A 16,718-nucleotide genomic window follows, 5' to 3' on the forward strand; every position below is an offset into this window, starting at 1 on the left:
CCCCGATCAGGCGGCGTCGATCTGACGGTGTGCCTGCGCGGCGAGGAGCAGAAATGCGATCACGCCGAAAACGAGGATCACGAGCGGGAGCGACGAGGCGTCCGAGTTCCCGGAGTAGCCCCAGACCGCAAGCGGGCTGACCGTTAACCCGAACATCCCGACCGCGTAGGCGACTCTCTCCGATCGATCGGTGAACTCGAAGACGCTCCCGAGCAGCGCGGCGTCGAACGCGAGGTAGAAGTAGCTCGCGGCGGCGTACAGCGTCGCTATCGCCGTCGCGACGAACGGGTCAGGGGCGAGGAACGCGTAGACGCCGACCGCGACCGAGAGGCCGCAGACCGCGGCCAGCGGGAGGTCCGTTTGCACGGCCTCTAAGGCGGGGCGGCGGCGTAAAAACCGCCCGGTGGACGGCTCGCGTTTACCGACCGAACGGGCGGCGATCTCGTGGCTTCAGGCGTCGAGCACTTCGATCAGGTTCCCCTCCGGGTCCTTGACGAACAGGATCGTCGTTCCGGTATCGGTCGTCCGCGGCGGGCTCAGCGTCTCCACGTCGTCGTCGAGGTCGGCGTAGAAGGCCTCCACGTCGTCGACGGACAGGCCGAGGTGGGTCGCTCCTTGACGGTTCAGTTCCGGATCGTTGGCCGACTCGGCGGCGGGGTCGTACGCGACGAGTTCGATGCGGACGCCGTCGGCGTCGAGGTGCGCGAACTCGGCCGACGCGCCCTCGACGGCGACCGCCTCGGCGAAGGCGTCGCCGCCGACTGAGAACTCCGAGAGGAGGTCGAGATCGAACGTCTCGGTGTAGAACTCGACGGCGCGGTCGAGGTCGTCGACGGTGATGCCGACGTGGTGAGCGGTTGGATCGGACACGGTCGGTGGATCGGCGGTCGACGAGAAAACGGTGTCGGGACTGTGCGTGAAGTGTTTATAAGTGGCTGACGGATCGACGGCAAACACTTCCAAAGCCCCAGTCGCTCGCTGCGCGCTTCAGTCGCTCGCTGCGCGCTTCAGTCGCTCGCTACGCTCGCTCCTTGCAGTGCTTGTCTCGCCGGGCGTCGTCCTTCCGGGAGACTCCGTCTCCCGTCTTTCCGCTCGCTTCGCTCGCGGAAATCGCGACTGCCCCTTTGAGTCCCGCCCCGCACAGCACCGCACCTCACGCCTCCCCAGCCTCGCCGCTCGCTTCGCTCGCGGCGTCCCTCGCGCGGCGCTCCTCGCGCCCAATGGGCGCTCGGAGGCGCGCGCCACCGCATTCTGACTTATAAGTCGTTGCTATCGCCCGAACCCAGTCGATCGACGACCGGCAGCATCCGAGCGGTTCCGGTCGTTTATAACCGTCACCGAGGTATCCACGGGCGATGAACCTCGGCCGGATCAGGGAGTACGACGTGCTCGTGCTCACGGCCCTGATCTGGTTTCTCGGGAAGTTCGTGCGGTACGCGTTCCCGCCGCTGTTCGAGCCCCTACAGGCGAGCTACGGCGTGAGCAACGCGGCAGTGGGCGCGGCGTTCTCGGGCTTCATGGCCGTCTACGCCCTCCTCCAGTTTCCGAGCGGGGCGATCGCGGATCGGGTCGGCGCGGTCCGGGTGATCGCGGCGGGCGCGGCCGTGGCGGGCGTCGGCGCCCTCGCGCTGATCGTCGACACCTCCTTCGCGGTGCTGGCGGCGGTGATGCTCGTGATCGGCGCGGGGACGGGCGCGCACAAGACGGTCGCGGTGCGGCTGCTCTCGCGGGTGTACCCGGTCCGGACCGGGCGCGCGCTCGGCGCCCACGACACCTTCGGCGCGCTCGGCGGGGTGGCCGCGCCCGCGGCGGTCACCCTGTTCGTCGCCGCGCCGCCCGCGCTCGCCGCGCTCCTCTCGCGGCTCCCGGGCGCGGACTGGCGCGGCCTGTTCGTCGTCACGGGCGTCGCCGCGCTCGCGTTGGCGGTGGTCTTCTCCCTCCGGGTTCCGGGTCGGCTCCCGGCCGACGCCGACCGCGGCCCGGATCGGGAGGGGCCGGATCCGGGCGCGCGAGACTACCTCGCGCTGTTCGAGGACCGACGGCTCGCAGGGTTCGTCCTCGTGACGATCGCCTTCTCGTTCGCGTACAACGGGACCGTCGCGTTCCTCCCGCTGTACCTCTCGCAGGCGGCCGGACTGTCGATTGCGAGCGCGAACCTGCTGTACTCCGCGCTGTTCGCGGTCACCTTCGTCCAGCTCGTCTCCGGCGACCTCTCCGACCGGCTCGGCCGGTTCCCCGTGATGGTCGCGGCGCTCGCGCTCGCGGCGGCGGCGCTCGTCGGCGTCGTCGTCTTCTCCGGGACGGGGGAAGAACCTGGGGCGGGACCGGTCGTCCTCGGCGCCCTCGTCGTCGCCTTCGGGCTCGGGTCGCACGGGTTCCGCCCAGTCCGGGGCGCGTACCTGATCGAGGCGCTCCCCGACCGGCTGGCCGGGGGCGGGCTCGGCGTGGTCCGCACCCTGCTGATGGGCGCCGGCGCGCTCGCGCCCGCGGTCGTGGGCGCGGTCGCCGACGCCTCCGGGTTCCGGCCCGCGTTCGGGCTGCTCGCCGGAGCGGTCGCGCTGGCCGCGGTCGTGGCGGCGGGGCTGTGGGCCACCGAGTAGCGGGGCGGAGAGGCGGGCTCGCCGGCGACCGAAACGACCATTCCCCGTCCGCGTGACACTCTCGTATGCACGTCGTCGTCAACGCGGCCCAGAGCGTCGACGGGAAGCTCGCGACGCGACGCCGGGAGCAGCTCCGGATCTCGGGGGCGGAGGACTTCGACCGAGTCGACCGCGTCAGGGCGGCCGCGGACGCGGTGTTGGTCGGGGTCGGGACCGTCATCGCGGACGACCCGCACCTCACGCTCGACGAGGAGGACCGGCGCGTCGAGCGCCTCCGGAACGGGCGCCCGGGCAACCCCGCCCGCGTCGTCGTCGACTCGACCGGGCGGACGCCGACCGACGCCCGGATCCTCGACGACGCGGCGACGACCTACCTGCTCGTCTCCCCCGCGACGCCGCCCGAGCGCCGCGAAGCGTTGGAGGCCGCCGGCGCCGAGGTCGTCGTGGTCGGGGGCGGAGGAAAAGGGGGGACCGGGAGCGAGAGCGAGGCCGAAGGCGAGTCCGACGAGGGCCACGTCGACCTCGGAGCGGGGATCGACGCGCTCGCGGAGCGCGGAATTGACCGGCTGATGGTCGAGGGGGGCGGCGAGGTCATCTACTCGTGTTTCGCGGCCGAGGCCGTCGACGAACTCCACGTGTACGTGGGGTCGATGGTGATCGGCGGCCGGGACGCGCCGACGCTCGCCGACGGGGAGGGGTTCACCGACGCGTTCCCGCGGCTCGATCTGGTCGGCACCGAGCGGCTCGACGACGGAATCGTTCTCTCGTACGAGGTCGGGGACGGGGAGTCGTAGGCGGTGAGGTGCGGTCAGCGAGCGCGGGCGGGGGCGACCGATACGTAGCGATCAGTGACGTAGCCATCAGTGTGTGACCGATAATCACGGATCCGGGAGTATACGGCCCGTGCTACCGGGTTACACCCGATTCACCGAAGTCTTTATATGTCGGCCCATGGTAGTGTCTGGTACCAGAACGCCTCCGGCGCTGGTGGGATCGCACGCTGAAATGAACGGGAGCTCTTGTGAACGGCTTGACGCACGACGGCGAGCGCTCGCCATCCCCGGAGCGGTGATGGAGAGATAAAAAATGGTAACGAAAGAAGAAGTCATCGAACAGTACGATATCGAGGCGATGGACGAGGCGGACAACGTGGACCTTTCTGAGGACGACCTTGACAACGGGTCGAAGGGTCAGCTCATCAAACGCGCCGGTCAGCTGCGAGACCGACGCAACGAGCTGAACCAGATGGCCTCCGAGCGCGCCTCCAAGCGCGACGACCTCAACGCGAAGACGCGCGAGAAGGTCGACGAGGCCCAGGAACACCGCGAGAAGCGCGACGAGCTCAACGAGCAGGTCCAGGAGCACAAGGACAGCCGCAACGAGCTCAACGCCGAGGCCAACGAGCTGTTCGACGAGGTCGAGGAGCTCAAACAGGACATGGAGCTCGGCTCCGGCAAGTCCATCGAGGAGCTCAAAGAGGAGATCGAGGACCTGGAGTTCCGTCAGCAGACGGAGGTCCTCGACGCCGAAGACGAGCGCGAGCTCATCGAGAAGATCGACGAGAAGCGCGAGAAGCTCGCCGAGAAGAAGGACAAGGTCGACGACACGAGCGAGCTCGACGATCTCGTCGAGGAGGCCGAAGAGGTTCGTTCCGAGGCGTCCCAGCACCACCAGAAGGTGACGGAGCTCGCCGACAAGGCCCAGGAGCACCACAACCAGATGATCGAGGCCTACCGCGAGGCCGACGACATCCGTGACGAGGCCGACGAGATGCACGAGCTGTTCGTCGAGGCCCAGGAGGCCGCCGACCAGCACCACGAGGACTTCGTCCGCGTCCAGAAGCGCCTGCGCGAGCTCGACAAGGAAGAGGAGGAAGAGCGCAAGGACGAGCGCGCCGAGAAGCGCGAGGAAGAGAAGGAGGAGGCCGAGGAGATCTACCAGAAGTTCAAGGAGGGCGAGACGCTCGACACCGAGGACCTGATGAAGCTCCAGAAGACCGGCCTGCTGTAAGTTCGGTCGAAGCGACGTTTCTGCGGTTCTTTCGCGAGGTATCCAGCGTCGGCTCCAGGGGTCTGTGGGTAGTGGTCGTCCGAATAGGTCCGCTTCGGACGGTATCAGTCAGTCTGAGTCACTTCCGTAGCGGAAAGAAGCGCTCGTACGCGGACGTGAAGTCCGCGTCCGCTTCGGTCGCGTCCTCCCACGCGGTGAGCCCGCGTTCCGCGGCCGTCCCCGCGATCGAGTTGTCGAGGGCGAACGCGACGAGTCCCCCGACGGCCATCCCTGTCGACCCGATGACGAAGACGGTGTTCGCGACGACGTCGGCGCCGAGGACGGAACCAAGCAGGAAGGTCTCGGCCAGCCCCTGCTGTAGGGCGTCCGCGCTCCCGACGCTCCGCATGTACTCCGGGATGGCCAGCCCGGTGAAGAGCGCGATCCCGATAATGAAGATGTTGCGCGACGAGTCGAGATCGACGTACTTGAGATTCGAGAGACCGACACCGGCGATCTGGGCGAACATCGCGATGTAGAGTCCGCCGATGATCGGGCCCGGAATGGTGGCGACGAGCTGGCCGAAGTAGCCGACGAACCCGACGACGATCATGAGCGCGGCGCCGATCTGGACGACGTAGCGCGAGGCCACGCCGGTGAGACCGATCGCACCGATGTTCTCGGAGTAGGAGGTCGACCCGCCGGTACCCATTACCCCGGAGAAGACGTTCATGAGTCCTTCCATCCCGATGCCGTGGGTCATGCGCTCGCTGCTGGGGGCACCCATGCCGGAGAGGCGGGCGACGGCGTGGTAATCGCCGATGGATTCAACGATCGAGGCGGCGACGCCGGCGAGCATTCCGATGACGAACGCGGGCGTCACGCTCGGCGTCCCCCACTGAAGCGGGTAGATGGGGTGGACCGGTTCGGCCGCCGCGACGCTCGCCAGATCGACGAAGCCGGGGGCCTCGGGCCCGAAAATACCGAGGACCGAGAGGACGGCGGCGACTACCCACGCGACGACGATACCGAGGAGGACCGGAAACAGCTGGAATATCCTCGACTTCCCTCCGAGGTACTGTGAGAACAGAACGATCGCGACCAGCGTCAGGCCGACGAGCCACCAGTTCTGATCGGCTGTCGCGATATCCGGCGAGTTGAACAGCGACAGACCGATAAGGACGATGACGGGCGCGATAACGACCGGAGAGAGGTATCTTCGCAGTCGTCCGACAAGTCCGAGATAGCCGATCGCGACCTCGGCGAGCGCGGCGACGATGATCGCGCCTTGGAGCTGGAGGAGCGCCGCCCGCCAGGCGACGATGCCTTCCGGGGGATTCGCCGTCACGACACCGATGACCGCCAGTGCGGGCGCGAGCATCGAGAACGGCGCTCCCTGCACGATCGGGTAGCGATTGCCGAACGTCGTCTGCGCGAGGGTCGCGATGCCAGAGACGACGAAGAACGTGCCGACGAAACGCGGGATGACCGATTCGGGCATTCCCATCGCGCCGGCGAGGAGAAGCGGGACGGCGATGTTCGCGCCCACCATCGTGAGATAGTGCTGGACGCCGAGAAGGAGCGATCTCCCTAACGGCGGTTTGTCGTCAATACCGTACTGAACGAACGAGTCCTCGTCGTCGTTGCCTCCCATCCTTGTGGCTTCGTCATCACAGGGCTACAAAAATTCCCTCTTTGAAGCACGGGAGGGACGGACGCCGCCCGCGACGTCCCAACTCGGAGTCGGATGAGTAGGTCCGCGACGTGACTCGCGACAGCTTGTCCGTCTCCGACAGCATATATACGGCCACACGCCTAACCGGAGGCATGGAACGCAACCCCCGCTCGAACGGGAAGAGCCTTCTCGCGGCTGCGGTGATCGGCGCGACGGCGACGGTGGCCGGCAAGCGGCTCGTCGCCCGACTCACCCGCGGTCGGTTCGGTGAGGCCGACGAGTACAACGCGGCGAAGGTGACGGTCTCGGGACCGATCACTCGGAAGAGCGGCCGCCCGTCCCCGCTCTCGGGACCGGGCGGGGCGACCGCGGACGACGTGGTGGAGCAGATCGAGGCGGCCGACGAGGACGAGGACGTGGCGGCGCTCGTCGTCGAGCTCAACACCCCGGGCGGTGAGGTGCTCCCGAGCGACGACATCAGGCGCGCGGCGGCCGACTTCGACGGCCCCACCCTCGCGTACGCCACCGATACCTGCGCGTCCGGCGGCTACTGGATCGCGAGCGGCTGCGACGAGCTGTGGGCGCGCGACGCGAGCCTCGTCGGCTCGATCGGCGTCGTCGGCTCCCGCCCGAACGCGGCCGGTCTCGCCGACAAGCTCGGGATTTCCTACGAGCAGTTCACCGCCGGCGAGTACAAGGACGCCGGCGTCCCCCTGCGGGAGATCGAGGAGGACGAGCGCGAGTACCTCCAGGGGATCATCGACGGCTACTACGAGCAGTTCGTCGAGACCGTCAGCGAGGGTCGGGACATGGACCCGGAGGCGATCCGGGAGACCGAGGCGCGGGTCTATCTCGGCAGCGACGCCGCGGAGATCGGCCTCGTCGACGAGCTAGGGACCGAGGACGACGTGGAAGACCGGCTCGAAGCGCTGATCGGCGCGGAGCCCGAGATCCGCGAGTTCACGCCCGAGCGGGGGATCGCGGAGCGGCTCGGCATCGGCGCGGAGCGCGTCGCGTTCGCGGCCGGAAACGGCGTCGCGAGCGCCTTCACGAGCGAGGGCGGCGACGTGGACGTCGAGCTTCGGTAGGTAGGGCTGACGGGTCGCCGGGGCGGTCGGCGGCCCCCATCCTGGGCGCGCCGATCCCGCGGCGACGGGGAGCTTTTTATCTGGGCGGATCGAGAGTCGGAACGTGACGACGCTGGTCATCTGCATCGACCGCTCCGGGGCGATCGGACGAGCCACCAACGTCCCGATGCCGGTCGCCGGCTGGGAGGCGGTCCGCTCGCTCGTCACGGACGCCGGGCTGAGCGACCCGGAGGACGCCAGCGTCAACTGTCTGCTCGAATCGCTGCGGGTCGCCCGCGACCTCCGCGACGAGCGCGAGGAGGCGGTCGTCGCGGTCGTCTCGGCCGAGAGTGACACCGCGGTCGGCGCCGACCGCTCGATCGCCGCACAGCTCGACGACCTCGTCGATCGGTACGACCCGCGGGCCGCGATCGTCGTCGTCGACTCCGCGGAGGACGAGCAGGTGCTCCCGATCGTCGAGTCGCGGATGCCAGTCGACTCGGTCGACCGCGTCGTCGTTCGGCAGGCCCGCGACATCGAGTCGACCTACTACCTGCTCAAGCAGTTCCTCGCCGACGAGCAGCTCCGGTCGACGATTCTCGTCCCGTTCGGGATCGCGCTGCTGCTGGTGCCCGCGCTGTTCGCCTGGTTCTCCGCCGGCGAGGCGGTCGCGGGCGTCGCCGGGCTGCTCGGGGCCGCGCTCCTGTACAAGGGCCTCGCGATCGACCGGTTCGTCGCGGGGATGCCCGAGCGGGTCCGCGAGGCGCTGTACGCCGGGCAGGTGTCGATCGTGACCTACGTCGTCGCCGGCGGACTCGCGCTGGTCGGTGGCTTCTTCGGCGTGCTCTCCGCGTCGGACCTCGGGGAAGCACCGGAGCTGGTTGAGGCGGTCGAGTTCGTCTACGCCGCCGTCCCGTGGTTCGCGGTCGCGGGCGTGACCGCGGCGGTCGGGCGGCTGCTCGACGAGCTGATCCGCGACGAGGGGATCCGGACGCCGTACCTCAACCTCCCGTTCGTCATCGCCGCGGTCGCTCTCGTCGTCCGCGGGTTCGCCGGCTACTTCCTCGCGCAGGAGGCGATCCACGAACCGTTCGAGATGGGTGCCGTCGCGGTCACCCCGGTCCAGCAGCTCGCGGCGTTCATCGTCGGCGGCATCGTGGTCTCGCTCGTGGGCGTCAAGCTCGCGAGCGACGTGGGGACGGAGACGCTGGAGGACGTGATCGACGCAGAGCGGGAGACCGACGGGGAGTGAGGCGCCGTATTTCCGTGGTCTCCCCACGTCGACCACGTCCCTTTTGTCGATCGCGAGCGCGTGACTCGCCATGCAGGTTTACGGACTGATCGGGAACCCGGTGGGCCACTCGCTGTCGCCGCCGATGCACGAGGCCGGCTACGGGACGCTCGGGATCGACGCGCGCTACGTGACGTTCGAGCCGGCCCCCGACGACGCCGCCGCGGCGATCGAGGGGGCCGGCGCGCTCGGGGTCGCCGGGCTCAACGTCACGGTCCCGTTCAAGCAAGACGTGCTGGCGGCGGTCGACCCCGCCCCCCTCGCCGAGCGGATCGGCGCGGTCAACACCGTCGATTTCGGCCCAATCCGCGACGGCGACGCCGACCGCCCTCGGGGGCACAACACCGACGCGGCGGGCGTGAAACGCGCGTTTTCTCATCACGGCGTCGAGCTGGACGACCGGGACGCGGTCGTCGTCGGGGCGGGCGGCGCGGGACGGGCGGCCGCGTTCGCGCTGGCCGACGCGGGCGCGGCGGTCCACGTCGCGAACCGCACCGCGGAGCGGGCGGTCGAACTGGCCGAGGCGGTCCCCGACGCGACCGGCGGGGGGATCGACGATCTCGGCGATCGGGTCGCCGGCGCCGACGTGCTGGTCAACGCGACCAGCGTGGGAATGGACGAGCCCGACGCGACCCCGGTTCCCGCCGAGCACCTCCACGGCGACCTCGCCGTGCTCGACGCGGTGTACGCGCCGATCGAGACCCGGCTCCTGCGGGAGGCGGCCGACGCGGGCGCGACGACGATCGACGGGGCGTGGATGCTGCTGTTTCAGGGCGTCGAGGCGTTCGAAATCTGGACCGGCGCCGACGCGCCGGTTGAGGCGATGAACGCGGCGCTGCGGGCGGAGCTGGAGTGAGGCGAGAGCGAGGAGTCAAAAAAACGGACTCGATCCGCGACCGCCTCAGAACAGCGTCGGGCTCGCGAGCAGGCCGGCCGCGACGACGAGCGCGACGGAGAGCCCGGCGGCGCCGTAGAGGAACGGCTTCGCGTCGCGGGCGGGCTCGCGGAGCTTCCCGGCGTCGACGCCGTCGATGATCTTCCCGCTGCCGACCTCGACGAGGCCGGTAATCAGGAACCACAGCGCGATCATCGTCACCACGAGGTACCCGCGGGCGCTCCCGGTGAGCGACTCGAACGTGTAGAGCGTGCCCGCCATGTGGCCGCCGGTGGCGATGAACGCGAGCGCGGCGATCCGACTGATCCACCGGAGGCGGCCGACGATCGAGCCGAGCGCGCCGCCGTCGATGTCGCCGCGGAGCGCGGGCGGAAGCACGGCCAGTGCGACGAACAACACGCTGCCGGTCCACAGTACCGCGAAGGCGACGTGGACCGACCACATCACCGGGTTGAGAGCGTCCATACCGTCCGTACGCGCCGGCGATCCTTATAAACCGGCGAGACGCGGTCGGCGGGTGCTGAGGAGGGTCGACGCCGACTGAACGTGGCGATCCGTCCCGGTGGCGACGGCTTTTAAATATCCGACGTTCGTACCTGCCGTCGATGGCCCTACTGCAGAAGCTCAAAGAGAAGCTCGGGTTCGGGAGCGGTCCGGCGGAACGCGAGGAGACGGACCCGGAAGTGACCGTCGAGCACGAACCGGAGTCGGAATCGGAGGCGGAACCGGGACCAGAATCGACGGACGACGCCGACGAACCGGTCGCCGCGGAGACGGAGGCGGCCGCCTCGACCGAATCGCTGGTCGACGAGGAGGGCGCCGCCGAGGATCCGGCCGAGGCGGCCGAGCCGGCGGAGGCCGCGGGAATGGCCCACGAGGAGATGGCGGACGACGACGCCGAGACGGGCGCGGACGAGGCTGTGGCGGGGGCAGATGACGACGAGGCGGACGCTGATGAAGACGAAGCGAGCGCGGATGAGGACGTGGTGGGCGTCGCGGTCGACGAGCTCAAGGGCATCGGGCCGGCCTACGCGGAGCGGCTCGCCGAGATCGGGATCGAGACTGTCGCGGATCTGGCGGCTGCCGACGCCGAGGCCGTCGCCGAGGGGGCGAGCGTGGGCGAGAAGCGGGCGGCGACGTGGATCGATCGCGCCGAGGAGTTCTGACTCCGCCGACTGCGACCGGTTCCGAGGTCGCCGACCGCAACTGTTTCGTCGGCCCCGCCGAACCGAGAGGCATGCAGCGATCGGTACACACCGACCGGGACCGGTTCCGCGAGGTCGCCGCCGCGGCGCCCGCGGGGGCCCGAGTCCCGGTCGAACGCCGGGTCGCCGTCGACGACCCCTTCGCGGCCTACCGACGCGCCCGCGACGGCCCCGGCGGGTTCCTCTACGAGACCACCGGCGGTCAGTCCGGCTGGGGGTACTTCGGCGTCGACCCGGTCGAGCGACTCACCGTCTCCGGGGAGGCGGTGATCGCGTCGGCGGGAGAGGAGGCCACCGGCGATTACCGTCGCCCGAGCCCCACCCTCTCAGCGCTGGAGGGGCTGATCGAAGGCGAAGCCCTCGCGCGCGGCGACTGTGAGGTTCCCTATCCGTGCGGCGCGTTCGGGTGGCTCTCGTACGACGCCGCCCGGGAGCTGGAGTCGTTCCCGGAGCCGGCACCGGCGGGTCTCGGCGCGGTCGACGACCGGGGGCTCCCGCGGCTCCGGGTCGGCGTCTTCGACCGCGTGGCGGCGTGGGAGTGTCCGGCTTTTGCGGACGACGGCGACGCCGCCGACTCCGCCGACGCCACGCTCACCCTCCGCGTGACGGCCTGCCCGCGCGTTCCAGAGGGACTCGACGACCCGGACGGCGACCGCGACGCGCTCGACGCGCTGTTCGACGAGGGAGCGTCGCGCGCGAGCGACTTGATCGATCGGATCGAGTCGGGCGATCCCGCGGTCGGGCCGGCCCCCGATCCGGACGCGTCGACGGCGACCTTCGAGAGCGACGCCGGCCGTGAGGGCTACGCCGAGGCCGTCCGTCGGGTGAAGGAGCACGTCCGCGACGGCGACACCTTTCAGGCGAACGTCTCTCAGCGGCTGCGCGCCCCGGCCGCGGTCCATCCCGTCGAGGCGTACGACGCGCTCCGGGCGGTGAACCCGGCGCCGTACTCGGGGCTGATCGAGTTCTCTCGGAGGGATGGGGAAGGCGAGGACGGAGGAGGCGAGGACGGCGGGGACGAGGGCGACGACCCCCCGTCCGGCGTCGACCTCGTGAGCGCGAGCCCGGAGCTGCTGCTGGAGCGGGTTCCGGCCGAGGACGGGGCGGTCGGCGAACGCGACGGAGACGACGCCGGCGACCGCCTCGTCACGGAACCCATCGCCGGCACCCGGCCGCGCGGGGAGACACCGGAGGCGGACGCCGACATGGAGGCGGAGCTGACCGGCGACGCGAAGGAGCGCGCCGAACACGCGATGCTCGTCGACCTGGAGCGCAACGACCTCGGGAAGGTCTCGCGGTTCGGTTCGGTCGATGTGGCGGAGTACCGCCGCGTGGACCGGTACAGCGAGGTGATGCACCTCGTGAGCTTGATCGAGGGCGAGGCGCGGCCCGACGTGGGGCTCGCGGACGCGATCGCGGCGTGTTTCCCCGGCGGGACGATCACGGGCGCGCCCAAGCCGCGGACGATGGAGATCATCGACGAGCTGGAGAAGACCCGGCGCGGTCCGTACACCGGCTCGATGCTCGCGGCCGGCTTCGACGGGCGGGCGACGCTCAACATCGTCATCCGTACCCTCGTCCGACGGGCGGCCGAGTACCACCTGCGGGTCGGCGCGGGGATCGTCCACGACTCCGAGCCCGACGCGGAGTACGAGGAGACGCTCGCGAAGGCCCGGGCGCTCGTGACCGCGGTCGACGAGGCGCTCGCAGCCGGCGGGATGGCGGTCGAGGAGGGGAACGCGGATGACTGACGACGCCGATCGGTCGGCGGGGGCCGGCTGGCGCCCCGGCGCCGGCGACGCCGAGGCCCGGGTCCTCGTCGTCGACAACTACGACTCGTTCGCGTACAACCTCGTCCAGTACGTGGGCGAGGTCGCCGGCGCGGTTGCGGTGCGGCGCAACGACGCGGTGGACGTCGAGGGGATCCGCGCGCTCGATCCGGACGGCGTCGTCGTCTCCCCGGGGCCGGGTACCCCCGCGGAGGCGGGCGTCTCGATCGACGCGTTCGAACTCGAACGTCCCGTGTTCGGCGTCTGCCTCGGCCACCAGGCGCTGTGCGCGAGCGGCGGGAGCCGAGTGGGCCACGCCCCGGAGGTCGTCCACGGGAAGCCCTCGACGATCGCTCACGACGGCGCGGGCGTGTTCGCCGGGCTCCCCGACCGCCTCCGCGTCGGGCGGTACCACTCGCTGTGCGTCGAACGCGAGGATCTCCCCGACGAGCTGGTCGAGACCGCGCGCACCGAGGACGAGCGCGGGGTCGTGATGGGCGTGCGTCACCGCGACAAGCCCCACGTCGGCGTGCAGTTCCACCCCGAGAGCATCCTGACGCCGCGGGGGAAGGCGATGGTGCGGAACTTCGTAGAGGTGTGTGAGGATGAGTGAGGATTCTCAAGAACGCCGCTACCACGTCGACGGCGAGATCGTGCCCGCGAGCGAGGCGACCGTCTCCGTCGAGGACCGCGGGTTCGCCTACGGGGACGCCGCCTTCGAGACGCTGCGCGCGTACGGGGGCGAGGCCTTCCGGTGGGACGATCACGCGGCGCGGCTCGCGGACACCTGCGAGACGCTCGGGCTCGACCACGGGCTCGCGGACTCGGACCTGAAGGCCCGGATCGACGAGACGCTCGCCGCGAACGACTTCGCAGACGCGTACGTGAAACTCTCCATCACTCGCGGGGTCCAGCCCGGGACGCTCGACCCGAAACCCGAGGTCGATCCCACCGTCGTCGTGATCGCGAAGCCGCTCCCTCGGGGCGGCGTCGACTCGGAATCGGTCCACGGCGGCCCCGCTGTGCTCCAGACGACGAAGACCCGAAAGCCCGCCTCACGGGCGCTCCCGGCCGACGCGAAGACGCACAACTACCTCAACGGGATCCTCGCGCGACTGGAGCTGCGCGTGACCGGCGCCGACGAGGCGCTCATGCTCGATACTGATGGTAACGTCGCCGAGGGAGCGACCTCAAACCTCTTCTTCGCCGACGGCACCGCCCTCAAGACGCCCTCGCTCGACGGGCCGATCCTCCCCGGCGTGACGCGGCGAGCCGTGATCGAGATCGCGGAGGAGGAGGGGATTCCGGTCGAGGAAGGGACGTACGCGCCCGACGCGGTGCGCGAGGCCGACGAGGTCTTCCTCACCAACTCGACGTGGGAGATCCGACCTGTCGCGACGGTGGACGGGCTGGACGTGGGCGGAGACGGTGAGGGCGTCGAGGGACCGCTGACCGCGCTGCTCTCGCGACTCTTCGATCGGCGCGTGGAGGAGCGGTACTACGGCGGCGAGCGGTCATAGGGAATTGCGGAGTGTTCGTCGCGGACGCGGGTTGCCAAAGGCCTGCGTATCAGTGACGCGTGGGGTCGGCCATGTCCCTGCAGCGGCGGGTCACCCTCTCGACGGTGCGGCAGCGGCCGGATTCGGAGCGGCCGGGTATTGCCGACTGACGACGACGTTCGTCGGTGATCGTCGTCCCGGAGAACACAGCGAAGAACAACCTCGAAGGACCGGCCGCTCGCGCCACCGCAGTCGCTGAAAGTAGGCAGCCGACCAAGACAACCGCCCGCGCGTTGTCGCCCGTTCCGACACGGGTTTGCCCGCTGCGCCGCCTCCTGTCGACGTGACCGACTCCCCCACCGACGTCGACCGCGACCCCGACCCGCGCCCGCTCCGTGAGGACCCGCCGGCGGAGAGCCTCCGCACCCGGCTGTGGCGCCGCGGGTTCAACCTCCTGCCCGCCTACCGCGGCACCGGTGCCCGGGTCGATCACATCGGTGCGGACTGGCGGTACGTCCGGATCCGGGTCCCGTTTAACTGGCGGACGCGCAACGCGGTCGGCACCATCTTCGGCGGGAGCCTCTACGGCGCGATCGACCCGGTCTACATGACGATTCTCAGGCGGATCCTCGGCGACGGCTTCACCGTCTGGGACAAGTCGGCCGCGATCGAGTTCCTCGAACCCGGCCGTGACACGCTGTACGCGGAGTTCGCGCTCTCGGACGACGACATCGAGGCGCTCCGCGAGAAACTGGGTCCCGGCGAGTCGACCGACCGCGACTACCTCGTCTCGCTGGTCGACGAAGCGGGGACGGTCCACGCGGCCTGCGAGAAGACGCTGTACGTTCGCCGCGACGAGTGACGGAGATCGCTCAGTCGCCCGCCTGCGCCCCCGACGCGACCTCCTCGAACTCCGAGACGGAGATGACGAGCCGGTCGTCGCTCGTGGTCGTCACCATCTTCGACTCCGCGAAGGTGGACCCGTCCGCGCGGAGCCCGGTGCTCGTCCCGGTCCACCGCTCGCCGTCCATGACCGCCGGGATGATGTGGGTACGGATGTGCTCGACCTCCTCGGTCGGGTGGAGCCGCTGCCAGCGCTCCCCGACGAGTTCGTCGGAGTCGTAGCCGTACAGGTCGCCGTACTCCTCGCCCACGAACTCGAACGTGCCGTCGGGCGCCACGGTACAGATCCCGTCCAGCACGACCTCACTGGTCGGGCCGCTTTCCGACTCCCGGTTCGGCTCCGACCCGAACCGCCCGCTGGCGCCTTCGATCGCGTGTTCGACCCGGCGCAACAGCGCGGTGTAGCCGTCGGCGCCGCCGCGCTTCGTGACGTAGTCGCTCACGCCCGCGCGGATCATTTCGGCTGCGATCGTGTCCGGATCCGTCGCGGAAAAAAGGAGGAAGGGCAGGTCCGGATTGTGCTCTCTGGCGTCGGAGAGCAGTTCGACGCCCGTCCGGCCGGGCATGTCGTAGTCGCTGACTACGCAGTCGAACGATTCGCGTTCGAGCCGTTCGAGGGCGGCCTCGGGGTCCGTCTCCACGGCGGTCTCGCAGTCGATCTCGTCGTCGCGTTCGAGGTACGCCGCGACGAGCTCGGCGAGGCCCGGCTCGTCGTCGACGCAGAGCACTCGAAGCGGTGCGTCCGTCATACCCACCGCTCGGCACCGGCCGGATATACCGTTTCCCTCCCGATGCTCAGAACTGATACCGACCGGTCACGCGGTCGCGGCCGCGACGAGAGACTCCTCGACGGTCTCGACGAACCGCTCCGGGTGTTCGACGTGCGGCAGCAGCTTGGCGCGGTCGAAGACGACGAGGCGGGCGCCGGACGCGTCGGCAAGGTCTCGCCCGTCGGAGAGGGGGCTCACCTCTGCCTCGCGGCCCCAGATGATCGTCGGCGCCGTCTCCATCTCGGCGAACGCCGCCGCGAGGTCGAGGTCGCTGTTGAGGTACCCGGAGACGAACGACGCGGGCGCGAACCGCGCGTTCTCGGCGTGGGCCGTCCGCCACTCGTAGTCGGTCCACTCGTCGCTCGGGTTCGTCGGGTCGTCGTAGCCGTGGTCGGCGTTGAAGTACCGGATCGACGGCTTCGAGGCGATCACGTTGAACAGCGCGTCGCCGACGAGCGGCGCCCGAATCAGCTCGCGCAGCCACGACTTCGGCGGGCTCGGCCCGGCGACGGTCGTCGGACAGACGCCGACGAATCCCCGGATATCGACGCCGTCAGCCGTCGATTCATCGACGTCGACCGCGGCGGCCGCGTACGCCGCCGAGAGCGACGAGGCGACGACGGCGGGCTTCTCGAAGTCGGCGAGGAAGTCGCGGACGAAGTCCTCGTACAGCGCCGCGGAGTAGCGCAGCGGCGGGCGGTCGGATCGCCCGAAACCCGGCAGGTCCGGGGCGACGACGTGGTGCTCCGCGGCCAGATCGTCGAACACCTCGCGCCACTCGCCTGCGGAGCCGGCGGCGTTGACGCCGTGGAGGCAGACGAGGTCGGGGTCGTCGGGGTCGCCCGCCTCGGTGTAGGCCACGTCCATCCCGCGCCAGCGGAACGTGCCGTCGTCGCCGTCGAGCGGCGACTCTAACTCCCCTTCGTATCGGAGGCCCGTGTTGAGCGCGGCGATCGCGCCGACGCCGAGGAGGGCGGTCCCGGCGAGGTTCCTGAGCTTCATGGAAACCTGTTGGTCCGCTGGCGACTTATACCTCGTGGGAGCGCGAACGGTCG

At 70.0% G+C, this 16,718-nt stretch carries 17 protein-coding genes; 11 read left to right on the top strand and 6 right to left on the bottom strand.

Annotation, left to right across the window (positions count from 1 at the left end; all coding sequences use genetic code 11):
- Nucleotides 1-6: 6 nt before the first annotated feature.
- Together ACP96_RS06690 and ACP96_RS06695 are read right to left on the bottom strand one after the other, a co-directional pair.
- A complete protein-coding gene (locus ACP96_RS06690) occupies nucleotides 7-366 on the bottom strand; it encodes a hypothetical protein (RefSeq protein ID WP_050032743.1) in 360 nt (119 codons plus the stop codon).
- An 84-nt stretch (nucleotides 367-450) separates the two neighbouring features.
- Nucleotides 451-870: a VOC family protein gene (locus ACP96_RS06695; RefSeq protein ID WP_050032744.1), complete on the bottom strand. Its 420-nt coding sequence runs from the start codon at nucleotides 868-870 to the stop codon at nucleotides 451-453.
- 485 nt (nucleotides 871-1,355) lie between these two features.
- Here ACP96_RS06695 and ACP96_RS06700 point away from each other — a divergent pair, with 485 nt between their 5' ends.
- The 3 genes from ACP96_RS06700 to ACP96_RS06710 all read left to right on the top strand — a co-directional run bounded on the left by ACP96_RS06700 (nucleotide 1,356) and on the right by ACP96_RS06710 (nucleotide 4,610).
- On the top strand, nucleotides 1,356-2,600 hold the full coding sequence (locus tag ACP96_RS06700) for an MFS transporter (RefSeq protein ID WP_050032745.1): 1,245 nt from the start codon (nucleotides 1,356-1,358) through the stop codon (nucleotides 2,598-2,600).
- Nucleotides 2,601-2,665: 65 nt separating this feature from the next.
- Nucleotides 2,666-3,394 carry a dihydrofolate reductase family protein gene (locus tag ACP96_RS06705; protein WP_050032746.1) on the top strand — a complete coding sequence of 243 codons (729 nt, stop codon included), beginning with the start codon at nucleotides 2,666-2,668 and terminating at the stop codon, nucleotides 3,392-3,394.
- A gap of 292 nt (nucleotides 3,395-3,686) precedes the next feature.
- The gene (locus tag ACP96_RS06710; protein WP_050024597.1) at nucleotides 3,687-4,610 is read left to right on the top strand and encodes a coiled-coil protein; all 924 of its coding nucleotides are present in this window, start codon (nucleotides 3,687-3,689) and stop codon (nucleotides 4,608-4,610) included.
- 118 nt (nucleotides 4,611-4,728) lie between these two features.
- Here ACP96_RS06710 and ACP96_RS06715 read toward each other — a convergent pair whose 3' ends face one another.
- Nucleotides 4,729-6,243, bottom strand: coding sequence for a uracil-xanthine permease family protein (locus ACP96_RS06715; protein WP_050032747.1), 1,515 nt, complete (start codon nucleotides 6,241-6,243; stop codon nucleotides 4,729-4,731).
- 173 nt (nucleotides 6,244-6,416) lie between these two features.
- Between ACP96_RS06715 and sppA the strand changes: the two genes are divergently transcribed.
- The 3 genes from sppA to ACP96_RS06730 all read left to right on the top strand — a co-directional run bounded on the left by sppA (nucleotide 6,417) and on the right by ACP96_RS06730 (nucleotide 9,478).
- Complete coding sequence (sppA, locus tag ACP96_RS06720) at nucleotides 6,417-7,352, top strand: signal peptide peptidase SppA (RefSeq protein WP_050032748.1); 936 nt, start codon at nucleotides 6,417-6,419, stop codon at nucleotides 7,350-7,352.
- A 103-nt stretch (nucleotides 7,353-7,455) separates the two neighbouring features.
- Nucleotides 7,456-8,583 carry a DUF373 family protein gene (locus tag ACP96_RS06725; protein ID WP_050024598.1) on the top strand — a complete coding sequence of 376 codons (1,128 nt, stop codon included), beginning with the start codon at nucleotides 7,456-7,458 and terminating at the stop codon, nucleotides 8,581-8,583.
- Between the two features lie 70 nt (nucleotides 8,584-8,653).
- Nucleotides 8,654-9,478: a shikimate dehydrogenase gene (locus tag ACP96_RS06730; RefSeq protein WP_050032749.1), complete on the top strand. Its 825-nt coding sequence runs from the start codon at nucleotides 8,654-8,656 to the stop codon at nucleotides 9,476-9,478.
- Nucleotides 9,479-9,523: 45 nt separating this feature from the next.
- On the opposite strand, the gene ACP96_RS06735 is transcribed toward ACP96_RS06730, so the two are convergent.
- A complete protein-coding gene (locus ACP96_RS06735) occupies nucleotides 9,524-9,982 on the bottom strand; it encodes a hypothetical protein (RefSeq protein WP_050026573.1) in 459 nt (152 codons plus the stop codon).
- 140 nt (nucleotides 9,983-10,122) lie between these two features.
- Between ACP96_RS06735 and ACP96_RS06740 the strand changes: the two genes are divergently transcribed.
- From ACP96_RS06740 to ACP96_RS06760, 5 genes are all read left to right on the top strand, one after another.
- A complete protein-coding gene (locus tag ACP96_RS06740; protein WP_050032750.1) occupies nucleotides 10,123-10,683 on the top strand; it encodes a helix-hairpin-helix domain-containing protein in 561 nt (186 codons plus the stop codon).
- A 71-nt stretch (nucleotides 10,684-10,754) separates the two neighbouring features.
- Nucleotides 10,755-12,473, top strand: a complete 1,719-nt coding sequence (locus tag ACP96_RS06745; protein ID WP_050032751.1) for an anthranilate synthase component I family protein — start codon at nucleotides 10,755-10,757, stop codon at nucleotides 12,471-12,473.
- Entirely contained in the window at nucleotides 12,466-13,104 is a 639-nt protein-coding gene (locus ACP96_RS06750; RefSeq protein ID WP_050026569.1) for an anthranilate synthase component II, read from the top strand. Before ACP96_RS06745 ends, ACP96_RS06750 begins: the two co-directional genes overlap by 8 nt.
- A complete protein-coding gene (locus ACP96_RS06755) occupies nucleotides 13,097-14,011 on the top strand; it encodes an aminotransferase class IV (RefSeq protein WP_050032752.1) in 915 nt (304 codons plus the stop codon). Before ACP96_RS06750 ends, ACP96_RS06755 begins: the two co-directional genes overlap by 8 nt.
- Nucleotides 14,012-14,333: 322 nt before the next feature.
- Nucleotides 14,334-14,852, top strand: coding sequence for a DUF4442 domain-containing protein (locus tag ACP96_RS06760; protein ID WP_050032753.1), 519 nt, complete (start codon nucleotides 14,334-14,336; stop codon nucleotides 14,850-14,852).
- Between the two features lie 10 nt (nucleotides 14,853-14,862).
- Here ACP96_RS06760 and ACP96_RS06765 read toward each other — a convergent pair whose 3' ends face one another.
- Together ACP96_RS06765 and ACP96_RS06770 are read right to left on the bottom strand one after the other, a co-directional pair.
- Complete coding sequence (locus ACP96_RS06765) at nucleotides 14,863-15,642, bottom strand: response regulator (protein ID WP_050032754.1); 780 nt, start codon at nucleotides 15,640-15,642, stop codon at nucleotides 14,863-14,865.
- 66 nt (nucleotides 15,643-15,708) lie between these two features.
- A complete protein-coding gene (locus tag ACP96_RS06770; protein WP_050032755.1) occupies nucleotides 15,709-16,665 on the bottom strand; it encodes an alpha/beta fold hydrolase in 957 nt (318 codons plus the stop codon).
- Nucleotides 16,666-16,718 lie beyond the last annotated feature (53 nt).

Origin of the sequence: Halorubrum halophilum (assembly GCF_000739595.1) — an archaeon.
Taxonomy (GTDB): domain Archaea; phylum Halobacteriota; class Halobacteria; order Halobacteriales; family Haloferacaceae; genus Halorubrum; species Halorubrum halophilum.

Excerpts from the sequence above, each read along its gene's own strand:
- ACP96_RS06735 (WP_050026573.1), bottom strand. The coding sequence starts at position 9,982 with ATGGACGCTCTCAACCCGGTGATGTGGTCGGTCCACGTCGCCTTCGCG.
- ACP96_RS06770 (WP_050032755.1), bottom strand. The coding sequence starts at position 16,665 with ATGAAGCTCAGGAACCTCGCCGGGACCGCCCTCCTCGGCGTCGGCGCG.
- ACP96_RS06750 (WP_050026569.1), top strand. The coding sequence starts at position 12,466 with ATGACTGACGACGCCGATCGGTCGGCGGGGGCCGGCTGGCGCCCCGGC.
- ACP96_RS06700 (WP_050032745.1), top strand. The coding sequence starts at position 1,356 with ATGAACCTCGGCCGGATCAGGGAGTACGACGTGCTCGTGCTCACGGCC.
- ACP96_RS06745 (WP_050032751.1), top strand. The coding sequence starts at position 10,755 with ATGCAGCGATCGGTACACACCGACCGGGACCGGTTCCGCGAGGTCGCC.
- ACP96_RS06765 (WP_050032754.1), bottom strand. The coding sequence starts at position 15,642 with ATGACGGACGCACCGCTTCGAGTGCTCTGCGTCGACGACGAGCCGGGC.
- ACP96_RS06710 (WP_050024597.1), top strand. The coding sequence starts at position 3,687 with ATGGTAACGAAAGAAGAAGTCATCGAACAGTACGATATCGAGGCGATG.
- ACP96_RS06730 (WP_050032749.1), top strand. The coding sequence starts at position 8,654 with ATGCAGGTTTACGGACTGATCGGGAACCCGGTGGGCCACTCGCTGTCG.
- ACP96_RS06755 (WP_050032752.1), top strand. The coding sequence starts at position 13,097 with ATGAGTGAGGATTCTCAAGAACGCCGCTACCACGTCGACGGCGAGATC.
- sppA (WP_050032748.1), top strand. The coding sequence starts at position 6,417 with ATGGAACGCAACCCCCGCTCGAACGGGAAGAGCCTTCTCGCGGCTGCG.
- ACP96_RS06740 (WP_050032750.1), top strand. The coding sequence starts at position 10,123 with ATGGCCCTACTGCAGAAGCTCAAAGAGAAGCTCGGGTTCGGGAGCGGT.
- ACP96_RS06705 (WP_050032746.1), top strand. The coding sequence starts at position 2,666 with ATGCACGTCGTCGTCAACGCGGCCCAGAGCGTCGACGGGAAGCTCGCG.
- ACP96_RS06715 (WP_050032747.1), bottom strand. The coding sequence starts at position 6,243 with ATGGGAGGCAACGACGACGAGGACTCGTTCGTTCAGTACGGTATTGAC.